Source organism: Sphingobacterium sp. WOUb80, assembly GCF_050058145.1.
Classification (GTDB): domain Bacteria; phylum Bacteroidota; class Bacteroidia; order Sphingobacteriales; family Sphingobacteriaceae; genus Sphingobacterium.
In genome coordinates this window covers 560,170-584,891 of record NZ_CP165617.1, presented here as the reverse complement: position 1 = coordinate 584,891, position 24,722 = coordinate 560,170, and the positions used below count along the sequence as shown (strand labels likewise).

Genomic DNA, 24,722 nt, shown 5'->3' with positions numbered 1-24,722 from the left:
AATAGCAGAGAAACACCAAAGAAATAGCAGAGAAATAGCAGAGAAATAGCGAATAAGCTGCAAGCCGTTACATTAGCCCTCCAAAGAGCAGCGCTATAACAGAAGACTGAGCCCATAGCGATAGCTGCTATTAAAATTCATAATTAAGGAGGGGCGATTTGCCCCTCCTTAAAATTTATTTAAGTAGCTCTTCGAGTTTCTCTATCAACTTTACTCCTTTTAAGTTAATGCCAACGATCTTCCCTTCAGGAGAGACCAGATAATTTTGCGGAATAGCCTGAATACCGTACAATTGAGCGGCTTGATTTTGCCAGCCATTCAGATCTGACACCTGAGGCCAGGTCAGTCCATCTTGTTCAATAGCTTTCATCCAGTTATCCTTCTTACCTGGTTTATCCAATGAGACACCTAGTATCTCAAATTTTGCTCCCTTAAATTTTTGATAGGCTTTCACCAAATTAGGGTTTTCCGCCCGACAGGGACCACACCATGATGCCCAAAAATCCAAAAGCACATATTTACCCCTGAAATCCGAAAGTTTCAATTCTTTATCCTCGGGAGTCATTTGCACAAAATCAAAGGCTGGCTGTCCAATTCCTAGTTTTTTTGCTAACTGAATATCTGATTCCACTTTCTTCCCAATTGCTGTCTGCCTGAGTCTTGATGATAATTTGAAGAACAATGGTTCAGTAGTAACCACATTGTCATCGTAGCCAGCAACTTCCTGCAAGGCCAATAAACTGAAGTAATTGTCTGGATTATTGACTATAAAATTTCGTTGCGCCTTCTTACGCTCTGTTTCGATCTTGTCTATTTCTAGCCCAATTTGGTTGAGTGCATTTTCATCACGATTTTTTGCTTGATACAGATCAGCTCTTTTAGATTGCTGAACCATGAGCTTCTTCTCATAGGTGTTCAAATAATCTTGATACTGTTTATAAGCTACTTGCAGTTTCCCACCTTGTACCAGGGAAGACTCGAAAGGACTTTGAACAGTGATTTGCGTATTGGGTTCCTGCGGGTCTACATAAAATGTGAGACGCTCCATCGGTCCACCTTTGCGATTAAAGAAGGAAGCTCCATCTCTGGAATAAAATAACATGACTTGTGTTGGTTCCATGATTTCCCCTTTATAGATAACTTCATTGGGACCAAAATTAATAGAGTCAATTGTCAATTTTCTGTCCACGATGTAGCGAACAAATGCTTTAGATTTTGCGGGAAATTGTTTTCCCTTAATTGTTAATTGAAAACGATGTCCTTGAGCCAATACTGTACCTAGACAGCTTAATGCCAAGAATATTGATGTAACTATTTTCTTCATGCTGGTCATTACATTGCTTTAGCGCGCGCTACAAGGGCATCGGCTAGTTTAATAATTTTTGAAGTTTCCAGTTCAGCCAAGCCACGTGCAGCTTCTGCCGCTTGAACAGCTTCCTTCTTTTTCTTCAATGCGATACAGATATCCGCCAAAGTCCCCTGATTGGAATAACTTGCAGGATTCAATATTGCTGCCTGTTTGGCCAGCACATAGCATTGCTTTAGGATCACTGGATTTGCAACATTTCCTTTCGCATTGGCATTGCGACGGGCAATAAAACTCAGCCGTTCGTCTTCATTCTTTAACAGCCCCTTTCTCAATTCATTGGTCAGGACAACAAACTCTTTATCTGTGCCATGGGCAGCAATCCATTCGACCTTATACAGCGCAGCTTCAATTTTTTGCTCCGGATCTTTTAATCCCTCAAAATAGGCTACTCCAGTATTAAATTCATCTACTTTATTGTCCCTGATATAGCCGTACATAGCATATCGCAACAGCTGTGTCTCCTTTTTTGCAAAATCTGCCGGCACCGCTATACTTTTAAAATAAGATTTGTTTGATTCAAAAAATTTACCGTAGCGATCATCGAGACTTTGCGCCATCATTTTTATAGTTTCCCATCCATTTGGGCTCCTTAAAAATTCATCAGTAGCCACGCTATCCAATGCCGTTTTTGCGGCATTCGCTGCTTGACTATCGGTCTGTTCCATGACCTTAATGTAACGTATCAGGAAATTCGACTCTCGCATTCCCAGATCATACGACTTGCGTAAATTAGGGATCTGAAAATTAGGGTCATTCGCTTGCTGCGCCTGTTTCAGGAAAATATCAGCCTCCATACGGGACTGCGTTCTATAGATCAATGTCCCCTGTCCATCTAAAAACAAATAAGTTGGGAAGCTCCTGATTTGATATAATTTAGCAATATCTACCCCCTCTCCGATCTCACAATCAAACTTCGTATTAATAAATGTACTATTAAAATAAGCGGCTACTTCAGGCTGCGAAAACACATTCCCTTCCATCCATTTACAAGGGGCGCACCAGGACGTAAATCCATCTAGGAAAATAAGCTTATTTTCTTGCTTAGCCAATTCCTTTGCCTGACCAAAAGTGATCTTCTGAAACTGTATATGTTCTTGGGCGAGCAATAGCATTGACTGCGCAAAAACAATTGTTGTAAGTAATATTTTTTTCATTTTTTTTCATTATTGTCCTCCTCAATTTCTATTGTTATAAAAATTGAAGAGGACAAGGTCTATAAAGAGTTCTGTTATCGTTCGTACTGTGGAATTCCGGGATTCAAAGACAGTACCTTTGGCGGAACCGGAAGTATCATCCGCAAATCCGTTGATTCCATTTCGAAAACTTTCCCCGCCAATGGATGTTGAATTGACTTTTTAAAGTTGTCTGCTATGGCAAGTCGCTTCAGATCGATTAACCTATCTGATGCCATAAACGGCATTTCACGGCGTCTTTCGTCAAGTACCATCCCCAAAACAGCTTTTGAATCGGACGAAGTCAGTGCTTTGTTGTTTTCTATCCGACTATTTCTCAAAATATTCAAGTAATTTAGCGCCTCTGTAGTATTGCCTGTTCGAACAGCGGCTTCTGCGGCAATCAAAAATAATTCGGGTGTATTAAATCCTGTACTAAAATCTACATATGGGGCGAATAATACCCGACCGGGGAATTTTACGATAGTCGCACCCAAGGATGCTTGATCGCGACAGAAAAATAATTCATAACGTTTGTCAGTTGCACCTGCTGGCAAATCTTTGGCATACGTTTCAATCAGTTCTTTAGAGGCATAAAATTCAGCATTTTGACTACCTAAAGTGCTAGTCCCCATTCGAGACCATACGGCTTCTATATTGGTTCTTGAATCGGGAAATTGCACCGAATTATCTGTTTTTAAGCAAACACGTCCCCAAGTCGTCTTGTCCTTATTGGTATATAAACTATAATCAATGAGCATTTTATTTACAGCAAGTGCTTGTTTTGCATTCTCAAGGGCCTCTTTGTATTTTCCCTGATAGAGATAAACACGACTTAAAAAAGAGAATCCGACTGAACGTACAGCTTGAAATCTATTTGACTGCACTGTACTCAAATTTGGCAGCGCATCATTGAGATCGCCAAGTACCTGATCATAGATCGCCTGAACAGATACCCGTTCGTATTTTTGATTAATATCTTCTTTCAGCACCAGGGGCACCCCTAGATCTTTTGTTGCACTTGCCGAATTATAGTGAGCTGCGTATATATTAACCAAACTAAGGTATTCAAACGCCCGGCCTATCTTAGCCTCTGCCCATATTCTTTTCCTCTCAGCATCAGTACCTTCAGTTGCTGTCAATACATTATTAATAACAACATTGTAAGTAAATATATGGCTGTAAGCCGATTCCCAATACGGATCGTATTGGCCGTCCTCAAATATTGCACCGTGAGCTAAGCTGTAAAGTTGTTTTTTTACATAGTCGTAGTAATCATAGCTTGCTGCCGATTGAACATCCTGAGGGTCTCCTGACTGTAAATTATCTGCTAAATAATTTGGATAAATTGCGGAAGCCCTAACCAAAGATTGATCGTTTAGAAGCAATTTGTAGTCATTCAGATTTTCTGGAATTGTAAACCCCTTTGGCTTTATATCCAGATATTTATTACAGCTATTCAATGTCAATAAACCGAATAGTAATCCTATATATATTTTTCTCATTGCATTTTCTTATTAAAATCCTACAGATACACCTAAATTGTAAACCACTGGTGCCAATACACCTCGGCTAGGCCCAGAAATACTTGTCGTAGTAGCAGTTGTGTAACCGATCCAAACTTCTGGGTCAATATTTTCTTTATTAGCGGCCCATCTCCAAGCATTAAGTACCTGGCCTGTTAAGCGTACATAGCTTAATTTTGTCGGGGCAATCCATTTCCTAGGGAAAGTATAAGACAATGAGATATCTCTCAATTTAATGTAATCTGCTTTTTGAACAAATTTATGTGCGGCATTGAAAATATCCGAAATATTGCCCGAGGCAGCCGTGATAAATGCAGGAGCAATGTCAGGGTTACTCTCATCACCAGGCTTTTTCCAGTAATTCAACCACAATTTGTCGAAGTTACTATTGTAGTTAAGCTCCGCATATTTACTGAGGAACTCTGGATGAACTCCTCGCATCACATGACCGCCATTGAAAATAAACATAAAGGAAAGCGTCAAATCTTTATATTTAAATCCATTTCTAAAGGAAACATTATAAGGCGGTATTGTCGTTCCTTCATAGATTAAATCGTCTACCGTCAAATTTTGTGTGGTTTCCACCAGACTACCGTCAGCCTTTCGTGCCAATGGTCTACCTTTGTCATTTAATCCCGCATAGTCTATACTATACAAACTACCCATCGGGATTCCAACACGATTTTGAGGAGCATAATAGTAATAGTATGGAGTATTCTGTTCAACATACAGATTGGTAATCTTATTTTTGTTGTAGCTAAAATTTATTGTACTATTCCAGCTGAAATCTTCGTGTTGAATCACCTTACCATTCAATCCCAACTCAATCCCTCTATTCTGCATATCAGCATAGTTAAGCAGAACCATGTTCCATCCTAGCGTAGGATCCAAAGGAGATCTCCCTAATAGGTCCGTAGTTTTTTTATTGTAAATATCAATACTTGCTGATAATCTATTTTTAAATAAGGAAAAATCTAAACCAACATTGTATACTGCAGTACGCTCCCAGCGTAACAATGGATTTGGTGGTGAATCAATGGATGCCTGCATTTCACCATTGTAAGGATTTGTCGTGTTACTAACCCTTGAAATTAAATATGGCCCATTATCTTTTGGCACATTTCCGTTGACGCCATAGGTCATTCGTAAAGCCCAACGATCTAATGGTTGCCAGTTGATTTTTGGCAAATGATACAAAGCGCCGATTGACCAAAGAGGTTTGTATTGCGTTTTGATATCCGTACCAAATAAATTGGATTGATCTATCCGAATACTTCCACTTAGTGTTAACTTGCGACTATAGGTATAAGAGCCATTGGCATAGAAGGAAACAAATCTATCTAGTGCGTCTTGAAAGCCTTCTTCTTTCTTCCGGGTAATCGTATAGCTATTGAACAATGCCTGAGTGTTCTGAAGCATTATTCCGAATAACTCTTCATTAATTCCTTTATAGACTAAGCTGTTTTCATCGTAACCATACTTGTAAATGTTTGTATATCGGTTATTAATCTGTCTACGCTCAGCACCAGCTATAGCAACGACTTCGTGTTTATCTTGACGATTATATTGATAATTGAATTGGCCACGCAACGTATAGCTATTGACATCATTCCGCTGTTCAAAAAACTGACCTCCCTGCGGAATATTGCGCTTAATTAATCCATCTTTTCCGATTTGCGTCGCGTCATTGACCATGCCTACAACCGATTGGGCGTTTTTCCTATTCAATGTGCCATTATACCCTTCCGTCCGTTCACTTTGATAGGACAGATCGAAGTCCAGCCCTTTGATAATCTTAAAATTTGCAGCAAAATTTAAGTTAAGGTATTTATTATAGAACTTTTCGTGGATCGCTGCTACATGCTTTAAAGGAATGTAGGTCTCATCTTCCAGTCCTAGCGCATTCAAGCGATCAATCTCAAACTGAGATTTTGAACTATACCATTGAGCCGGAGAACCATCCTCATTTTCAAGCAGATAATAGGATGCTTTGCCTCCCATATAGTTATCGTAGAAATTGAAGCCAATATCACCCTCTCTATTTTGATTTTTTCCTAATACATTTGCGCGTAAACTAAACCAATCGGTAAACTTAAAATTATTTTTCAGACTAAATCCCAGCTCCTTGTTTGTCGCCCGTCCCTTATTGTAATCTCCCGGCTGCGTATAATTGAGGGAATAATGGTATATATAACGATCGGATCCGCCCGAAATAGCGAGATTATGCTGCTGATCGAATCGGGTCGTATTAAGAAATTTATCCATTTGGGTGAAGCGATCACGATTTCGATATACATCCAGCCGCTTTTCCATCTCTTCTTCCGAAATTACTCCACCTTTGCGATCGTACAAAATTCGATAAACATCGTTCATCGCTTTTCTCGGGTCAATAACAGCATAATCTCCCGAACGATAGTTAAACATTTCCTTTTGAAAGTTGACCAGTTCGGCACTACTCATCTGATTGAGGTAGCTGCGGCTTGGAAGCCCTCTAAAGGAAAGCGTATTGCTATAATCAATCTTTGTTTTGCCTGCGGAGCCTATTTTTGTCGCAATAACAATAACACCGTTAGAGGAACGCACGCCATAAATGGAGGCAGCCGAAGCATCTTTCAAAACGGTTATGGAAGCAATATCATTGGGATTAATAGCTGTTAAGTCACCTTCAAAAGGCATACCGTCAACAACAATCAAAGGTGCAGCCTGCGCATTAATTGTGGAGCGTCCACGAACCTCAATACCCAAATTATTTTTATTATTCTGTGGACTTGAGGTGTTTCGCACTAAATTTAATCCGGGCAACAGTCCATCAATCCGATCCAATAAATTAGGCTGAAGCCGCCCCTCCATATCTTTAGCCGTCACCTGAGCGATTGAACCCGCCGCTCTTTCTTTGCTTATTTTTTGGTATCCCGTATTGACCGTAATGTTCACCTCCTGCAATTGCTCGTCCAAGGCGTGTAAACTAATCGTTCCCAAATCGGGCTTAGCAGCAATTGTCAACGGCACAAAGCCCACCATGGTTATATCCAAAAAGCTATTCGAACTAACACCACTTATCTCAAAATGACCATTTTGATCCGTAACAGTTCCTTTTGGAACACCTTTTACACGAATAGTCGCCCCTTGAAGTGGTCTGTTGGTATAGTCAACAATAAAACCTTTTACAGTCATTTGCTGATAGGACATCAATTGCTGAGCGCTGGATAGCTGTGTCCGATTTGATTTTTCACGTATGACAATAATCTTCCCTTTGATCTCAAAATCTAGATTTAAGTCATCCAATAACTTTTCAAGCGTGCTTCCTAAAGGCTCTTTGCTAACCGCTAAGTTAACCTTAGTATCTGGATCTATGGTTTTCGCAGCCCATACATAAGAGTAGCCTGTCTGCTTATTGATCTTTGAAAAAACCGTTCTTAGCGATACTGATTTTTCATGTATCGATATATTCTGTCCATAAGTTTTAGCTCCTACATGAAGCAAACAACAAGACATCATGATGGTCGTAAGCGATATGCGCATAATGTTTCCCCTCCATTGCGGCCTACCCCAGATATCTGGGCGATCGCTGTTTTTCATTTGTTGCATTTGGCCGTTTAGGGCACGACCAAGTTGTGCATAATTTTTATACATTTGTTTTAGGTTAAGAATTAAAATTCTGTTTCAGTTAGAATTGCTTGATCAGAAGCCCTAGATGTTGCAAGCGTTTAGGGTTTCGTCTTTTCATTTAGGTTGTTTTTTCTACATAAATGGTCTTTCCTTTAAATTTAAATCTAATTTTCCCCGTACTCTCCAGTACGTTGATGATATCTTTCAAGCTGCTGTTACGAGACAACATAGCTTCAAATTTTTCCGATTTTACTTGGTTATCGAGATAAACAACCTCAACGTTATACCAAGCCGCCAATTCATCCATAACCACGGTCAGAGGCTCTGAGTTAAATACAAAATATCCATCCTTCAGTGCATTTCTCAGGTCAGGATCAGTTGTCCGTCGTTCGATCTGACCAACTTTTATATAGGTTTCTTCCCCTGGCAGCAATACTATTTGCCGTTCGCCCTGTCGAACCCTGACTTTACCTTCATATAGCGTGGTTTTAAAGTCTTCCGGGTTTTTGGTTGATTTTATATAAAAATGTGTTCCCAATACCGATACATGGATTTTCCCTGCCTGTACAACAAAAGGTTTCAGTCTTGGAACTTCACCTGCCAATGGCAAATATTTCTTGGCAACTTCAAAATAAGCCTCGCCCACCAAACGAACCTCCCGCAGACTATCTACTTCATAATAATCCAGCTGTGTTTGAGCATTCATCCACACTTTGGTTCCGTCGGGCAGTAAAATAGTCATTTTCCCACCTCTGGGAGTAGCTGCAAATAGACTGTCCGCTTGGCTTACTGTAGGGTGAATAGGCTTCCCTAATGATAATAGCGTATCTCCCGGAATCATCGAAATCGACTGTCCATTTCCCAGACGCACCCTCCCCGTCATTTGGGCGGGCTGAATATCTTTATTCGGCGTCTGCTGATACCCTTTATCCGAAAGATTATGTACAAAAAATAACACCAATAAACCAACCAGTGCTGCCGCGATACCGTAGGTCCAGATTCGGTTGAAAACAGGCTTTGTAGCTGTGTTGCTTAAATAATCTTGTTCAAAAATCTCAAAAGACTTCTCCCAATCATAGTTTGAAATTCCGTTCAGGCCTTTTAAAAGCTCGTTTTTATCCTCAATAAGATCACATAGCCCCTTATTGGCCGTTGTTTCGGACTTCCAGTAGTCCAGCTGCTGTTTTTCGTCATCACGCAAACCTTCCAGCTTGGACTTACTCAGGAGATAAATGATATGTTGGGGTATTGGCTCCATATTGCTCTATATACTTAAAACAATATTCTGATTTCGTTTCTCTAAAGAAATGGTAGATTTTTTTGTAAAAACCTATATATCAGAATTATAAATTTTTCTAATAATATAGGAAGAGCAAAAGTAGGCAAAAAAACTGGTCAGGTTTAAGTCTTTGTCTCAAAAGTTCGATTCCCCTTTTCTTTTGGTTGTAAATCGTGCTAGTAGCTAGCCCCAACGAGACCGCTGCTTCCTGTGGGCTAAGATCTTCGACAACGAGCTTGCGCATTACCTGTTTACATTGCTCTGGTAAGGTATCTATGGCTTCATGAATGGTTCGAAGCGTTTCCATATAGATCATCTGGTGGCTGATGGGCAAATCAACCAGATCAAGCTGTTCCGTATAAGAATTCGTTTTTTGTTGAATCCTATTCTCTTGTTGAATCCTGTTTAAAGCAGCATTCCTACAGCTTGTGTAGAGAAAACCTCGAATCGATTCAACATGATCAAAATCAATCCGACGCTCCCAGAGCTTTAAAAATACATCCTGCACTATTTCTTCGATGGCACCTTTATCAAGAGTCATCTTTTCCAAAAAATAGCACATTGGACTATAGAAAGTTTTGTATAAAAATTGTAAACCATCCCTTCTGCCCTCACGAAAAGATTTTAAAAAATCCTGCTTGCTAAATTCTTGGTTTACCTTGTTTTTCACAATTCAATATTACTTAAATTTTAAATAAATATGAAAATTTCATTTATTGTGATCGACCACCCCACGCTCGCAATTGGTAAAAAACAAGGCAATATGATCTTTTCCCCTGGGCCAGGATTAGCGCAAATTATATACGAGGTCGGTAAAATTTAGAATCTATTTTTTATGCTATTAATTCTGGTAACTCTGGCTCTTCGTAAAAGGATTCATTCCATTTTGCCAATTGGCACATAATGGGAATTAAGGCTTTACCTTTTTCAGTCAAAGAATACTCAACGCGTGGTGGCAGTTCCTTATATTCTTCTCTAAGAATAACACCGTCCTCTTCCAATTCTTTTAACGAGCTGGTCAAAACCTTGCGGGAAATGTTTTCTATCAGCGCATCAAGCTGACCAAATCGAGCTTTCCGGTCACGCAGTGTATAAATAATGACAGGTTTCCACCTCGTCCCTAAAATTGCCATCGAGCGCTGCATCGCACAGGAACAGCTTTTAAATTCAGTCCTTTTCATTTGATATTTCGAGAATAGTTACACAAAGGTAACTAGTTTATACTAATAATAGTTACAAATATACACTATTTAAAATATCTTTGTGAAGATTTACAATTTAAAACAAGAAAAATGAGCATACAAACACTTTTTAATCCCTTTGAATATAAAAACTTAAGACTGAAAAACCGCTTTGTCATGGCACCAATGACGAGAGCGTTTTCTTCGGACGGAATTCCCGACAGCGCTGTGGCTGGTTATTATGAGCGACGTGCTGCTGGTGATGTCGGCTTAATCTTAACGGAGGGTACAGTGATCGAAAGACCTTCTTCAAAGAATTTAAAAGACATTCCCAATTTTTACGGTGATCAAGCACTAACTGGCTGGAAAAATATCGTCGACGCTGTGCATAACAAAGGCGGAAAAATAGCTCCTCAAATATGGCATGTGGGTTATACACCCATGCAGTGGACGCCACCTGCAGCATTTGAGAGTCCGGATACGATGACATTGGCTGATATAGAAGCTACAATTCAGGCATACGCTGATGCAGCCAAGTCTGCGAAAGATCTCGGCTTTGATGCTTTTGAAATTCATGGTGCCCACGGTTATTTGATCGACCAGTTCTTTTGGGAGGGAATGAATCATCGAACTGACGAATTTGGAGGAAAAACAATTAAGGAACGTTCTAAATTCGCTGTTGAAGTTGTTAAAGCCATGCGAAAAGCTGTAGGTCCGGATTTTGTGATTATCCTGAGATTATCACAATGGAAACAACAGGATTATACGGCCAAGCTTGCTCCTACCCCTGCAGCAATGGAAGATTGGATCCTACCATTGACGGATGCGGGTGTCGATATTTTCCATGGAAGCCAACGCCGTTATTGGGAAGCAGAATTTGAAGGCAGTGATTTAAATTTCGCCGGCTGGCTTAAAAAGATCTCAGGACAACCCACAATCACGGTTGGATCTGTAGGTCTTGATAAAGACTTTGGCGAAGTATTTACAAACTCCGAATTCAAATCTTCACCTGCTTCGCTGGACGAATTGGTCCGTCGGTATGAACGTGGTGATTTTGATCTTGTCGCCGTGGGAAGAGCTATCCTGCAGGACCCGAATTGGGTAAAGAAAGTACAGGCCGAAAAATACAACGAACTGTCCACTTTTGAAGCTAAAAGCTTAGCGAGCCTGTCGTAACAGGGGAGCAATAAAAGTTGTACTAAAATTACGTTACTCCATTATATAAAATAGGGGCGAAAATTGATTTTTAATCATTATTTTGCCCCTATTCATTTATAGCGATAATCCAGCGGCTGTCTCCGTAAATGTATCCAGACACTTGATTCAATGAAGATAACCGATAACAGAATATATATCATAAGCGGATTAGGTGTAGACCAACGGGTATTTAGCAAGATAAACTTTGGTTCGCTTGACATCGAATATCTGGATTGGATTACGCCGAGCCCCCATGAACCGCTGGCCATTTATGCAAAAAGATTATCGTCAAAAATCACCGTAAAACAGCCTATTCTTATCGGACTTTCTTTTGGTGGAATGATAGCAATTGAAATTGCCAAAACTATTCCTGTAAAAAAAATTATTCTGCTTGCTTCGACTAAAGGAAGACATGAATTCCCTCTTAAGTACCGATTAGCAGGCAGACTCAGAATCAATCAGCTGGTACCAAATAGCCTCTTTAAATGGCATAATTTTCTATCAGATTATTTTTTTGGTATCAGCAGCAAAGAAGATTCTCTATTACTAAAGCAGATCTTAAAGGATACCGATCCAGTATTTATGGCCTGGGCAATACATCAGATTCTACAATGGAAAAACAAATTTATTCCCGACAATTTAATCCATATACACGGAGACAAAGACCGTATTATCCCGATCAAAAGTTTAAAGCCCAACTTTGTGATTAAAGGTGCTGGTCATTTTATGACGGTCACACACGCAGGGGAAGTTGAAAAGCTATTAAGAAGTGTTATTAAAAGCAAGACAATACAGCGATAAAAACTTTATAAAGCTTTTCCTTATTAAAACAATACTAGCAGAAAGACAGTTATTTTATAAAGGTATCGGTCAGCTATGAAGCTTATAAGATGCTGCTTGGTGAATCTAAGGGAATAAAAACAGGTTAAATTAACACAAGAACATGCGAAAAAGGCTCTTATTTAGTTTTTTATTATTTCACATCTTTTTTCTCAACATGATGGCCCAAGACAATAATTCAACAAGCCCACAACTAGAGGTCGCAGTAGATTTAGGTCCATACCGTCCCATTGGTGTGAGCGTTACATCCAGCAACCGTCTATTTGTTTCCTTCCCAAAACAAACTAAGAATTTTCAGTATGCACTGACTGAAATCATCGACGGGAAACCTGTTCCTTATCCTGATAGTGAATGGAATAAAACAGGAATAGAGAATTCCCACTTTGTTAATGTACAGGATATATTTGTCGATGCCCAGGACAATCTTTGGGTATTAGATTCCAAGCCATCATCTGCTGGATCAATTTTTGGCAATGATGAAAAACCAACCCAAGGTCAGTTCAAATTGTTGAAAATCGACACAAAGAAGGATCAAATTGAACGTATTTACAGTTTCGATGACCTTGATAAAACCAAATCGGGTCTAAATGATATGCGCATTGACGGAAAGAAAAATTTAGCCTACCTCTCTGATCCAGGCCAAGCGGCCATCATTGTTCTAGATCTTAAAACCGGAAAGAGCAGGAAAGCATTGGCTGGAAGCCGATTTACACTGGCTGATCCTGAAGTGATATTAAGCTACGACGATAATGATATGCGTAATGAAAATGGAAAACCTTTTTCTTCCAATGTGAATGGCATTGCATTGAGTCACGACTTTAAATATCTATACTTCAAACCGATCAATCAAACCCATTTATACTGTATTGCGACAGAATTTTTGACCGACTCTACGCTAACTAAACAAGAATTGGATGCAAAAGTTGAAGACAAAGGAGAGGTCGGCATCACACATGGCTTACTGTCAGATATAAACGGAAATATTTACCTAACGTCATCCATCGACTACAGCATCAAATATTTAAGTCCTGATGGAAAACTGCATACCTTAGTCCGTGACCCACGAATATTATGGCCTGATTCCATGGGGATCGGCGAAGATGGATATCTTTATTTTTCTTGTGCACAACTTTTTAAGGATCCACAATGGAATAAGGGAATCAACAAGGTAGAATTGCCATATTATGTCTTTAAAGTAAAACTGCCTAAGTCAGAAAATAAGTTTCATAACAAATAAACTATTAAAAATACAACACACTATTAGGATTACTGCTGTTTACCGAAGTTGTATTCTATGCACCGTTAAATCGAAAGGTGTATATTCTGCAGCTATCCCTATTCTTATCTGGTCTTCTGTCTATGAAATTCACCACATCAAGCCCCAACACGATTGATCATCGGAACGCGAAACCAGACAAAAGCTAATTCATTAAAATTCAAGTAGCTGATAACAATAAAAATAAAATGCAGCGAAAAACCCCTTAAAAGATAAGTTCTGTCTATCAGAATCAACAAGCGTCCACCGAAAGTATAAAATTTTTAGTAAAAATTTTGAAATACTAATATTATTAGTATATTTGATTATCAGTTTTAGACGACGCATTTATGGAACAAATCGCAGCATATGACAATAAGGAGTTACACGTTGGTGACATCGTTCGCTTTCATACCCCCTATCCCGATGAAGATCCGAATACGATTTTCATTGTACTGTGGTCATACTACGATCCTGAGGGGAAATCATCAAGAGCTGAAGTCGTTAAATTCGACCAGCGTTCCAAACAAACCCCAGTCATTCAGAAGTGGTTTATACGAGATCTAGAAAGGGTGCCCGAAGTAAGCCCTGAATTACTGAAACAGATTGAGCTATTTATGAAAAGTAAACTAGGCAACGCTATTATCAGCAAGCTAGTCATCTAACAGATTGTACAAATCAGATTTTAAGAAATACATGGAAAACAAATTCAAAGAGAAAAGAGCAGCAATATCCAATTCCATTTGGTCCGACTGGCGCGAGCAGCTTAGAGAAAGCGATTTAGCAGGCTTACAACAAAGACTTGAAAAGCTAGAAAAAGAAATGCTGCTTGATTGGCTACAATGGAATAATCCAAAAGGAAACTATACAGATCGCAAATGCATTGAAAATGGAGTACAGCGGATCTCTAAAATGAAGGCTATCGAATATATATACAAAGAAATCTTGCGCATCCATATGAAAAGAAAATATAACGCCTTTTCGAACACGCATGTACAACTTATGTTCAACAACTAAAATTTGAAATTATGGAATCTTTTATCAAACAGATCATCGATCATCAGCTGCCAAAAATTCTAGCAATGGAATCACATCGAAATGATTGGCGTTATCAGCTTTTAGGTTTAAAAGATAAGATGCTTTTCGATAAATTAAAGCTGATGACTAGACAAGAATTACTCGGTTGGCTTCAATGGTACGATAACGCTGGAACTTTCTCGGATGATGACTGTATCCGTAGGGGTATCCCTTTATTGACGAAAGTTCAGGCATTGGCAGCAGCATACCAGCGAATTATGCGTGAGCATGAAGGTTGGGATGGTTATATGGGAACTGAATATATCCGCAATCGAATCCTTTGAAGAGACGATAGTTTTAAATCCGAGATGCTTTGCCCGCTATGATATATTTCGCTAATGTATTCAGGTTAGCAAGTGCCGCTCCAATGGTATTGTTAAAATAAGCATATACCTCTTTTTCCTCAGCAATCCAACTATTTATATAGGTACTATATTCCTTCAACACACTGTCCGAATAGCTTCCTCGATAATCACCATCTGGTCCATGGAAGCGTATATAGATAATCTTTGTATCTGTATATTGAAGACGCATCCCAAGAGTATCCTTATCATGGATAACCAGATGCATTCCATATGATTTTAAAAGAGTAAGAGTTTCTTCCCTATACCAGGAGGCGTTTCTAAATTCTACACATACCTTCCAGGCCTCACTTCTCTTATCCTGACTGACAAAGTCCAATAGTTCAGTAAGCCTTTCAATGGAAGTAAATTTAAAGGATGGCGGCAATTGTATAAGCAAACATCCTTTCTTTTGACCGACGGCATCAATAACGGAGAGAAATTTAACGACATCCTGTGGATCAAACCTAAGTTCCTTTTGATGCGTAATTCCTTTCCAAAGCTTAAAAGTAAATCGAAAACCATCGGTCGTTTCTTCGGACCATCTTCTAACAGTTTCTTCCCGAGGAATTTTATAAAAAGAACTGTTCACCTCCAAAGAATTAAATAATAAACTGTATACGGCAAGTCGACTTTTGCCCTGTAACTGATCGGGATAAAAACTTCGATTCTTGTAAGGCAAAAGAATACCACTTGTTCCAGAAAAATAAGATTGTTCCATATTCTTATAACAATTAAGCTGTGTGCAATGGTTCATTTTTTTCTCACAAAGGGTGTATGCTTTTATATAAAAAGTAATTGAATTGCATATAAAAAACAATTTATCTAAGTTTGGGTAACGAGTAATAGAACAACAGTTTATTACAGGATGATTGATCAAGCACACCTCTCAATGAAGAAAAAATCTTATCTACTTAGTTTCATGCTTATGGCCATTTTAAGTGGTTGTACTGAAAATAAGCACAATAACACAAATACAGCTTCAAGCGCCCAATCCGGACAGTCCGAAGAAAGTCCGACATTTACCTTTGACAATATCAAACAGAGCTATGCACTGGGAGAAGATCTTGTCTTAAAGATAAACAATGAGAAGATGCCAAAATTAGACTCTGTCGTCTATTACGTCAATGATAAAAAAATTGGAGAAGTAAACGGCAATGAGCCCTTTAAATACCCATTAAAACATGAAAAATTTGGCAAACAAATTATTAAAGCTATTGTGTTTAGTGATGGAAAACAAGAGGAAAATACGATAAGCATAGATTTATTCGCCTCCACTCCTCCTCGTTTGCTTCAATATAGTATTGTAAATATTTATCCGCATGATATTAAAGCTTTTACACAAGGTTTGGAGTTTTATGGCGACAACTTAATCGAAAGTACAGGAAATGGAATTGGTCCAAGCGGAAATAAAGGTAAATCGAGTGTTCGCATGACGAACCCTAAAACTGGTGAGCCCATCAAAAAAATTGAACTGGATGATTCAATTTTTGGCGAAGGCGCCACTGTCCTCAATGGGAAATTGTATCAATTGACTTATAAAAATAATATAGCCTATGTATACGATATAAACACCCTATCGGTTATTAAAACACTCCCCTACTTTCAGCCAATGGAAGGTTGGGGCTTGACTTCTGACGGCAAAAATTTATATATGTCCAACGGTTCGGATTACATCTATACACTCAATCCACTTGACTTCTCAAAATCAGACTATATTCGTGCCGCAACGAACACAGCTATGGTCGATCAGATCAATGAAATGGAATGGGTAAAGGGAAAAATCTATGCAAATTTCTTTATGGAAGATGTCATTGGACGGATCGACCCTAAAACCGGCACAGTAGAGGCATTGGTGGATCTTTCCAAATTACGTGAAAATGTAACGCAACATGTCGATTTAGATGTACTCAATGGTATTGCCTACAATCGAAAATCAAATACCTTCTTTGTGACCGGCAAAAACTGGGATAAAATGTTTGAGATAAAGCTGATCGAATAGCTTTATCTCAAATGAGAAAAAAGTATATTATTATCGAATCATCTAAACTATAATTTCTCGCGTTAGGGCAGCTCTTTCATTTTGTTAAAACCTTCGCTTACAAACGGAACCGTTTGCGGTGCAAACAACTGCGTTATAAACGGCGTTGTTTGCGCATATTTAGCTGCTAAAAATTCCAGTCGCTGTGCTGAAGCCAATTCGGGCAACGTATAATAGATACTCTTTTCACCTTCTTTACCCTCCATCTGCACATATCTCCCCTTGGTTACCTTCAGGTGATTAGTTTGTTCAAAATCGTGCAAAAAAGATTCATCCTTATCTACCATATCCCATTTTGGATCACGTGGACAGCAAACGGATCCATAACTTTCCTTCCTGTAAACTGTCAGCATATTTTTAGGCGAAGCGGGTTTAACGAAATCAAAGCCCGGATTATCGTCACCAGAACGACGAATACTATCAACCCTAACCACACCGTCCTCTCTTTTTATCGAATAATAAAAATTGGTCGTCGCAGGTTCTATACACATACCTTGTTTCGATGCTTCTTTAGCAATCTCATCATAAAATTTCCAGTCTGGGACGATCAGCACAAAATGCTGGAGATCGGGATAAAACTCATTTGATTTCTTAAACAATTCTACCGGAATTCTAGCACTCAAAAAGAAGACATAGGTGGAATCTGGAACAATCCGCAATGGAAGATCTATTAAGTAACTGTCGTTTTTTTTAACCACTAAATTATCGTCAATCATAACAACCTGACCATAGTTTTCGCGATACCAATCTGGCTTTACGGTATCCACCAATGCAATAGGCGCTGATGGCTGCTGTGCTGTTATTTTACTCTTACAGGAAAATGCCGTCATCGGTAAAATAATCAGCAAATACCACCTATTTTCTAGCTTTAACATCTCTATAAAATCAAAATGTACTTTAAACTATTTTCTTATTTCCTTATCAACTTTTATTCCAGCTTGATGCAAGAAGGCCATTTGGTGCGCAAAACACTCATCGGCTAAGGCTACAATGCGTGCTTTTTCATCCGTAATCTCTCTTAGCAGACTTTTCCTTGCTCCTTTTTTCTGTTCATCAATATATTTAATCAGTAAAGCACCATATCCATCAACAATCTGTGTCATATAAGCAATTGTAGCCACATGAAAACCTTCAGCAGTTTTAGTGGGTCTCAACTGAGCAGCCTCGCATTTTATCCCTTTGATATAACTGCTCAAAGCACGTGCCTCATTCAATTTCATTTCATAGGAAGATTCGGATTTATCGACATCATATTCCCCATCCAATAACTTCCCATAACTCTCATCCAATTTTTCCGTACAGCTCTGGAAAAGATGGGCCATTTTTTCGTTATATCCCGAGTCGGGATTCCCCTTACAGGAACATATGGCGAATATCATAACGATTAGTGCTAAAATTCTCATTTCTCAATTTTTCCGCAAATAACATATTTTTAAGATAGCCCTTTCATTGCTTTTAATATTCGCGGTCTTTATTTTAAGATTCGTCGTCACCTCTGCAATTTCCTATACTTAACATATCCTTCTTTTTATTGAGATATCGTTCGGCATCTCCATTTTCTTCCTGCTCGCCTATATGCTGCTTTATATGATTAATCCTTATAAAAAGCAAAATATGGTTCCAATCCTCCATATGTTTTCTAAATTTTCAAAGCCGTCGTATTTTTAACACAATAAATCTCCTATTTAGCAGAATTTATTCATCATTTGAAGCTTAACACTTTGTTTCTTAAAAAGAATTACGGAAATTAGAGGTATAAACCAAAGAAATCATGAATAACAGACCATTAAACGGAATGACTATTGAAGAGCTTCAAACCAACAGGAAAACCGCGCTGGTAGTTACCTGGATGTTAACCATCATGCTCTTTATTTTATTGGGAATGGGAATTTACACCTCGGTTACCAAAGGATTTAGTGCACTAATGGCTATTCCTTTTGCTTTATCTCCTATTGCGATTCTCAATTTCAAAAGAATAAAAGAAATCAATGAAGAACTCAAAATAAGAGGAGCTCAATAAAGTCACGATGAAACAGCTTACATTATTTATCTTGTTTATATTCGTTTCCAATGCAGTGTTTGGTCAGGAGATAAGTAAATCAACGACACAGACAATCACGCAATCGGGAATAGGCCTTGGGTCAGTAATTGCCGTAGTCACTTCATGGGACCGTAATAAATCCATACTTTGGGCTTTAATTCACGGAATACTTGGCTGGTTATATGTTATCTATTTTGCGTTCACCCGAAGTGAATAAAGATCCACAATGAAACAAGGCAACTCCATACTTACTTCCAATATAGATTTTGTTATTGAAGAAATCAGAGAATCCAGTGACATCTTGATTACCGAACTCGTAGATCTGACTTTTAACATTGTCCAAGGAGGTGCCTCTATAGGGTTTATGGATGATCTGACTGTTGAACAGGCACGTATATTCTGGACCAAAGTCCTAAATAAAGTCAAACAGCAGAAAACTGTATTAATTGTTGCCAAAAATAGCGTGACAAATCAGATCACCGGAACAGTTCAATTGCAAATCGATCTTCCTTCCAATCAAGCACATCGTGCAGACGTTGCCAAAATGCTAGTTCATTCCGACTTTCGGAGAATGGGCATTGCACAGAAATTGCTTCAGCAAATTGAAAAGATAGCCATTGATTTAAAAAAAACACTTATGGTGCTCGATACGGTAACTGATAGCCCAGCATATCTCATGTACCAAAAGTGTGGTTGGACGATTGTCGGTGATATTCCAAATTATGCTCTTCTTCCCAATGGTTTACCATGTAGCACAACCTACTTTTACAAAAATCTGAATAATTCGGCTGAGAAAATAAGCAGCCCCCAAATTCATTAAATATTCATTTGGAGGCCGCGCTTAGAAAGATCTATATAAATAGAAATGATGCTACTTATTTTTGTACCACACTGGCCCTGGTTTCTCGCCCATTTCAAACACTAATGTCGCACCAGACATAATCTGTTCATGTGTAATATAACTTGTTTCAAGAGGTTTACCATCAAGAGTAACCGATTGGATATACATATTGGATCTGCTCACCTGGTTTGCCTTAACCGTAAATTTCTTTCCATTGGAAAGCTTCAATTCGGCTTTTTCAAATAGAGGTGTGCCGATCTCATATTTCCCACTGATAGGATCTACAGGATAAAAACCCAACGAACTGAATACATACCAAGCTGACATCTGTCCACAATCATCATTTCCACTCAATCCAGCAGGTGTATTTAAATAAAGTTTATTCATAACCTCTGCGGCATATTGCTGTGTTTTCCAAGGCTGTCCAACGGTATTAAATAAATAGAGGGCATGGTGACTTGGTTCGTTTCCATGTGCATATTGACCAATCATTCCTGTGCTAAAAATTGGAAGTTTACTGGTATCCGAAGGATGAAATGTAAACATGCTATCCAACTTCTGAGCGAAGCGTTCTTGCCCCCCAACAAGCTTAATCAATCCGGGAATATCATGCTGTACAGACCAGAAATATTGCCAAGCATTACTTTCACAGATATGCGCGCTATACTCTTCGGGATCAAATGGGGTAATAAATTTACCTCTACTATCCCGGGGCTGCATAAATGAAGTCGACGGATTATAAACATTTTTGTAGTTCTGCGCTCTTGCAAAAAATGTTTCTGAAATCTCTTTCTTTCCCATCTTATCCGCCATCATGGCGATACAATGATCATCGTATGCATATTCAAGTGTTCTCGATAGCGACCAGTTTTCAGCATTATATTCATCCTTGACATCATAGGGTACATAGCCCAATTTTTTATACAGACCTATTCCTCTATAATTGTCGATATTAGCTGTGGCAACGCAGGCTTCTAATGCTTTCGTAGCATCAAAATCACCGATTCCTTTTAAATATGCATCTACAATTACAGGAATTGCATGATTCCCGATCATCATATCTGTTTCACTCCCATAAATATTCCATACTGGCAATCGGCCATGTTGTTCATAAAAAGCGATGAACGACTTAATCATATCGTTTACACGATTAGGATCAATATAAGTAAATAAGGGATGTGATGCTCTATAGGTATCCCAAAGGGAAAACGTACTGTAGTTGGTCCAGCCTTCGGCCTGATGTACCTTCCGATCTGCCCCCATATAAGCACCATCAACATCACTGAAAATTGTTGGTGCCAGCATCGAATGATATAGTGCTGTATAGAACTTAACCTGCTCCTCTTTGTCTTTGGTTTCGATGGCGACCCTACCCAATTCACTGTTCCAATTTTGCTCTGCCTCTTTCAAATAATAGTCAAAATCATCTTTAGGAACTTCCGCTTTCAAATTTTTGGAAGCACCTTCCATGCTTACACCCGAAAGTGCTGTACTGAGTGTTACTTGTTCTCCTTCGGCAGTTTTAAAATCAAATCGGGCTTTATAGGCTGTACCAATTCGCGTTGCCTTCTTCGCTGTTGTATCGGCACTTGATAATATTACGGTGCTATCGATATGAACAGCTGTAAAAGGTTTGGAAAAACGAGTTTCAAAATAGACACGTTGCCCTCTGGCCCAGCCTTCAGAAAAACGATAGCCACGAATAGTTACAGAATCTACCACTTCGATGCGCGAATCTGTAGTCGCATCCCAGTTCATTGCTTTCTTTAAATCTAAAAATACGGCAGATTCCGCCTTTGGAAAAGTATAGCGTTGAATACCACAACGTGCTGTTGCCGTCAGCTCTACATTGATATCATAATCAACCAGTTTTACCTGATAATATCCTGCATGTGCCTTTTCGTCTTTGTGGGAAAACTTGGAATGTATACCAAGAGGAGCTTCCGCTTCATGATAGGGCAATGTCACCGGCATGAAAGATATATCGTATAAGTCACCCGCCCCGGTACCGCTTAAATGTGTATGGCTAAAGCCAGAAATTGTACTGTCGGGATAAAAGTATCCAGAAATACGGTCCCAGCCAGGCAGCCCATTATCTGGACTTAGCTGTACCATCCCAAAGGGGGATTGTGCGCCTGGATATGTATTTCCGGTAAAGTCCGTTCCGATAAAAGGATTTACATACGTTGCATAATAACTTTCATCGGAGCTTTTTAGCGAAGCACAACCAATTAAAGACAATAGGCCTGCACAGACCGCATAATTAATATATTTCATTGTGTAGATCAGTTTTCAATTTAGTTTGCTTATTTATCTATTTCCAGTAACAATTAGAATATCCTTGCTATTGACTAAAGTCTGGTGACTGATTTTAAATCCATTGAATGGTTTTCCGTCGATAACGATCTTTTTGATATATTCACCATTCCCTTCTTTTTGGCGTCTTATGGTTACTTTATCGGCATTTGGATAGTATTTCTTATCGAGCTGAATAGTTACTTTATCAAATACCGGGGTTACAACTGTATAATCTGGTCTACCCGGACAAAAAGGATAAATCCCGATCATGTTCATGAGTGCCCATGTAGACATCGTCCCCGTGTCATCATTACCAGGTATACCGCCGGGGCTGTTGGTAAAATGTTTTTCCAGTATTTCTTTCACCAACTTTTGAGTGCGCCATTCTTCGCCTTTAATTTCTGAAAACACATGTGGATACAGCATATCCGGTTCGTTTGTCACATCAAAATATCCCTTATCAAACGTTGCCTGAAGCCGATCTACAAATTTTTGCTTTCCGCCCATCAATTTCACCAAACCAGGAATATCAAATGGAATTGCAAAACTGTAATTCCAGGCATTACCTTCATGGAAACCATGATTAGGTTCAAAATTAGCTCCCATCAATGGATTAAATGGGCTCAAAAATTCTCCATTCGGAAGAATGGGCCTAAAAGTTCCATATTCTGACGAATAATAATGTTTGTACCCCTGCGCCCGCTTACCAAAAAGCTGTGCATCTTTGTTTTTCCCCAAAGAGGTAGCCAACTGAGCTAAATTCCAGTCCGCAACATAATATTCTATCGCATGCGATACGGAATTATCAAATGAATCGCGCAACGGTACATACCCATACTTCACGTAATCCGCATTGTCGGGCCTGATTTTATTTGTTGAATCAGTTGTAGTAGCAGATTTCAAAAAGGCTTCATAAGCGGTATTGATATCAAAATCCCGAATACCTTTCATCCATGCATCAACAATCACAGGAACTGCAGGATCACCATCCATCGTATAGCTTTCTCGGCTATACAATTCCCATTTCGGCATCCAGCCGTTTTCTTTATAAATATCGATCATGGAACGTATCATACCAACCTGCTTATCGGGATAAACCAAAGACATGAGCGGCTGTACATTTCTATAGGTATCCCACAGTGAAAACACTGTATAACGATTGTGATCTGCTACAAGAGTCTTCCGGCTTTCCATTGCGGGATACTCGCCATTCACGTCCTGTAAAACATTGGGATGAATCATGGCATGGTATAGTGCTGTATAAAACACTGTTTTCTGGTCTTCCGTTCCACCCTCTACCTGTATCTTCGACAAGGCATTATTCCATTGTAAAGAAGCTTGCTGATGCGTTTTCTCAAATCCGAAATCAGCCTGCTCGGCGTCTAGATTTTTACGGGCATTATCGACACTCACAAACGACACGGCAAGCTGAACTTCCAAACTTTCATTTTCTTGAACATCAAAGCTAAAAAATGCGCCAAGATCATCACCAGAAAGTTGATCTGTATAATCTGTAAAAATCTTATATTTTCCAGCATCATTATTCCAGTCATTTTCCCATTTTTCTCCGGCACGCTGGAATTTCCAGTAACCTTTTTTTGCGGGCTTTTTATTGACACGCATGACAAAGAAAATTGGGTAAACAGCCTGATTATTGCTATAACAGAAAGAGCCCAACAACTTAGATCCTTCTATTTCGGTATCACTCACATAACGAACTGTCGCTCCCGTTTCATTTGTTAAACCCTCGCCCAAATTGAGCAGGATATTTGCCTGTCCTTTTGGAAAAGTGAATTTCGATACGCCTACACGTGCTGTGGCTGAAACTTCCGTTTTAATGCCATATTTCTTTAATACATTGCTATAATACCCCGGATGGGCAACCTCTTGGGTATAGGTACTACCATATTGATGATAATCAACCTCCAGTTTTCCTGAGGTTGGCATCAACAACAAACTTCCCATATCTGGACATCCTACACCACTTAAATTGACATGCGAGAAACCTGTAAAATAGCTATTACTATGTTCATAGGGAGTTGACCACCATCTTGCATCCTTATCAAATGCGTTAAGTGATGATCCCATTACATTAAATGGGGAAACATTCATCAAACCGTTGGGAACCTGAGCTCCCGGGTTGGTTGTTCCATAATTGCTGGTACCGATAAACGGATTGACATAGTCGATAGGAAGCTTTTGGGCAGAAACGTTCTCCCAAAGAAATAATCCTAAAAGTAAAAAACGAATAAATTTGATCATATAATCATGATAGACGACATTGTTAATTGCTTTCATTCAAGCAAACACCATAGGCCGCGCATTTTAGCGTGTACCTACAATAGTACAGATAATCGTAAATATTTACAAATATTACCAGCGGTTATATCGATGATTTACGTTTGTTAATAGGATTTAGCAAAACTAAAAACGTTAAGCAAGGCAATTCATTTCAATCAAGTCAATAATAACAAAAACCTGAAGCGGGGAACTTCAGGTTTTTACTAACTAACCAATTATTAACCTAAATTATGAAACTATCTCTATAACGCTGGGCGAAGGGGTTTGTTGTAACAGCTCGGTTGGTTTAACCAAACTTTAACAAATTATGGTTATACCTCGTCCTTCCTATACAAATTAAGTCAAGCTGAACTC

General features: G+C 39.0%; 22 protein-coding genes. 10 read left to right on the top strand and 12 right to left on the bottom strand.

The features are described 5' to 3' along the window. Positions 1-175: 175 nt before the first annotated feature. The 7 genes from AB1Z56_RS02320 to AB1Z56_RS02290 form a co-directional block, all read right to left on the bottom strand. Positions 176-1,324, bottom strand: a complete 1,149-nt coding sequence (locus tag AB1Z56_RS02320) for a peroxiredoxin family protein (RefSeq protein ID WP_426790953.1) — start codon at positions 1,322-1,324, stop codon at positions 176-178. An 8-nt stretch (positions 1,325-1,332) separates the two neighbouring features. Then, positions 1,333-2,523: a thioredoxin family protein gene (locus AB1Z56_RS02315; protein WP_426790952.1), complete on the bottom strand. Its 1,191-nt coding sequence runs from the start codon at positions 2,521-2,523 to the stop codon at positions 1,333-1,335. A 74-nt stretch (positions 2,524-2,597) separates the two neighbouring features. Further along, the gene (locus AB1Z56_RS02310) at positions 2,598-4,046 is read right to left on the bottom strand and encodes a RagB/SusD family nutrient uptake outer membrane protein (RefSeq protein ID WP_426790951.1); all 1,449 of its coding nucleotides are present in this window, start codon (positions 4,044-4,046) and stop codon (positions 2,598-2,600) included. Between the two features lie 12 nt (positions 4,047-4,058). Continuing rightward, complete coding sequence (locus AB1Z56_RS02305; protein ID WP_426790950.1) at positions 4,059-7,700, bottom strand: SusC/RagA family TonB-linked outer membrane protein; 3,642 nt, start codon at positions 7,698-7,700, stop codon at positions 4,059-4,061. A gap of 94 nt (positions 7,701-7,794) precedes the next feature. Next, on the bottom strand, positions 7,795-8,934 hold the full coding sequence (locus AB1Z56_RS02300; protein WP_426790949.1) for a FecR family protein: 1,140 nt from the start codon (positions 8,932-8,934) through the stop codon (positions 7,795-7,797). Between the two features lie 97 nt (positions 8,935-9,031). Continuing rightward, a complete protein-coding gene (locus AB1Z56_RS02295; protein ID WP_309361957.1) occupies positions 9,032-9,625 on the bottom strand; it encodes an RNA polymerase sigma factor in 594 nt (197 codons plus the stop codon). Between the two features lie 163 nt (positions 9,626-9,788). After that, positions 9,789-10,136, bottom strand: a complete 348-nt coding sequence (locus AB1Z56_RS02290) for a winged helix-turn-helix transcriptional regulator (RefSeq protein WP_293904149.1) — start codon at positions 10,134-10,136, stop codon at positions 9,789-9,791. 111 nt (positions 10,137-10,247) lie between these two features. Here AB1Z56_RS02290 and AB1Z56_RS02285 point away from each other — a divergent pair, with 111 nt between their 5' ends. The 6 genes from AB1Z56_RS02285 to AB1Z56_RS02260 all read left to right on the top strand — a co-directional run bounded on the left by AB1Z56_RS02285 (position 10,248) and on the right by AB1Z56_RS02260 (position 14,789). Beyond that, positions 10,248-11,312, top strand: coding sequence for an NADH:flavin oxidoreductase (locus tag AB1Z56_RS02285; protein WP_426790948.1), 1,065 nt, complete (start codon positions 10,248-10,250; stop codon positions 11,310-11,312). 150 nt (positions 11,313-11,462) lie between these two features. After that, a complete protein-coding gene (locus AB1Z56_RS02280) occupies positions 11,463-12,134 on the top strand; it encodes an alpha/beta fold hydrolase (RefSeq protein WP_309361962.1) in 672 nt (223 codons plus the stop codon). Between the two features lie 142 nt (positions 12,135-12,276). Continuing rightward, a complete protein-coding gene (locus AB1Z56_RS02275; RefSeq protein ID WP_426790947.1) occupies positions 12,277-13,410 on the top strand; it encodes an SMP-30/gluconolactonase/LRE family protein in 1,134 nt (377 codons plus the stop codon). 368 nt (positions 13,411-13,778) lie between these two features. Continuing rightward, positions 13,779-14,093, top strand: a complete 315-nt coding sequence (locus tag AB1Z56_RS02270; RefSeq protein WP_309361966.1) for a hypothetical protein — start codon at positions 13,779-13,781, stop codon at positions 14,091-14,093. 31 nt (positions 14,094-14,124) lie between these two features. Further along, positions 14,125-14,445, top strand: a complete 321-nt coding sequence (locus tag AB1Z56_RS02265) for a hypothetical protein (RefSeq protein WP_309361968.1) — start codon at positions 14,125-14,127, stop codon at positions 14,443-14,445. An 11-nt stretch (positions 14,446-14,456) separates the two neighbouring features. Beyond that, the gene (locus AB1Z56_RS02260; protein ID WP_426790946.1) at positions 14,457-14,789 is read left to right on the top strand and encodes a hypothetical protein; all 333 of its coding nucleotides are present in this window, start codon (positions 14,457-14,459) and stop codon (positions 14,787-14,789) included. Positions 14,790-14,802: 13 nt separating this feature from the next. Here the strand turns inward: AB1Z56_RS02260 and AB1Z56_RS02255 are convergent, their stop codons facing one another. Next, positions 14,803-15,567: a DUF72 domain-containing protein gene (locus AB1Z56_RS02255; RefSeq protein ID WP_426790945.1), complete on the bottom strand. Its 765-nt coding sequence runs from the start codon at positions 15,565-15,567 to the stop codon at positions 14,803-14,805. A gap of 171 nt (positions 15,568-15,738) precedes the next feature. Here AB1Z56_RS02255 and AB1Z56_RS02250 point away from each other — a divergent pair, with 171 nt between their 5' ends. Further along, on the top strand, positions 15,739-16,848 hold the full coding sequence (locus AB1Z56_RS02250) for a glutaminyl-peptide cyclotransferase (RefSeq protein ID WP_426790944.1): 1,110 nt from the start codon (positions 15,739-15,741) through the stop codon (positions 16,846-16,848). Positions 16,849-16,910: 62 nt separating this feature from the next. On the opposite strand, the gene AB1Z56_RS02245 is transcribed toward AB1Z56_RS02250, so the two are convergent. Beyond that, the gene (locus AB1Z56_RS02245; protein WP_426790943.1) at positions 16,911-17,762 is read right to left on the bottom strand and encodes a hypothetical protein; all 852 of its coding nucleotides are present in this window, start codon (positions 17,760-17,762) and stop codon (positions 16,911-16,913) included. A gap of 27 nt (positions 17,763-17,789) precedes the next feature. Beyond that, positions 17,790-18,266 (bottom strand): hypothetical protein, encoded by a 477-nt coding sequence (locus AB1Z56_RS02240; RefSeq protein ID WP_426790942.1) that lies wholly within the window; start codon positions 18,264-18,266, stop codon positions 17,790-17,792. 392 nt (positions 18,267-18,658) lie between these two features. Here AB1Z56_RS02240 and AB1Z56_RS02235 point away from each other — a divergent pair, with 392 nt between their 5' ends. Genes AB1Z56_RS02235 through AB1Z56_RS02225 form a run of 3 tightly spaced genes read left to right on the top strand, consistent with a single transcriptional unit; the run spans position 18,659 to position 19,748 of the window. Beyond that, positions 18,659-18,907: a redox-active disulfide protein 2 gene (locus AB1Z56_RS02235; RefSeq protein WP_313267801.1), complete on the top strand. Its 249-nt coding sequence runs from the start codon at positions 18,659-18,661 to the stop codon at positions 18,905-18,907. Between the two features lie 7 nt (positions 18,908-18,914). Further along, on the top strand, positions 18,915-19,145 hold the full coding sequence (locus AB1Z56_RS02230) for a hypothetical protein (protein WP_309361982.1): 231 nt from the start codon (positions 18,915-18,917) through the stop codon (positions 19,143-19,145). Positions 19,146-19,154: 9 nt separating this feature from the next. After that, positions 19,155-19,748: a GNAT family N-acetyltransferase gene (locus tag AB1Z56_RS02225; protein ID WP_426790941.1), complete on the top strand. Its 594-nt coding sequence runs from the start codon at positions 19,155-19,157 to the stop codon at positions 19,746-19,748. Between the two features lie 51 nt (positions 19,749-19,799). Here AB1Z56_RS02225 and AB1Z56_RS02220 read toward each other — a convergent pair whose 3' ends face one another. Together AB1Z56_RS02220 and AB1Z56_RS02215 are read right to left on the bottom strand one after the other, a co-directional pair. After that, a complete protein-coding gene (locus tag AB1Z56_RS02220) occupies positions 19,800-22,046 on the bottom strand; it encodes a GH92 family glycosyl hydrolase (protein WP_426790940.1) in 2,247 nt (748 codons plus the stop codon). A 33-nt stretch (positions 22,047-22,079) separates the two neighbouring features. Beyond that, on the bottom strand, positions 22,080-24,365 hold the full coding sequence (locus AB1Z56_RS02215; RefSeq protein WP_426790939.1) for a GH92 family glycosyl hydrolase: 2,286 nt from the start codon (positions 24,363-24,365) through the stop codon (positions 22,080-22,082). Between the last annotated feature and the right edge of the window lie 357 nt (positions 24,366-24,722).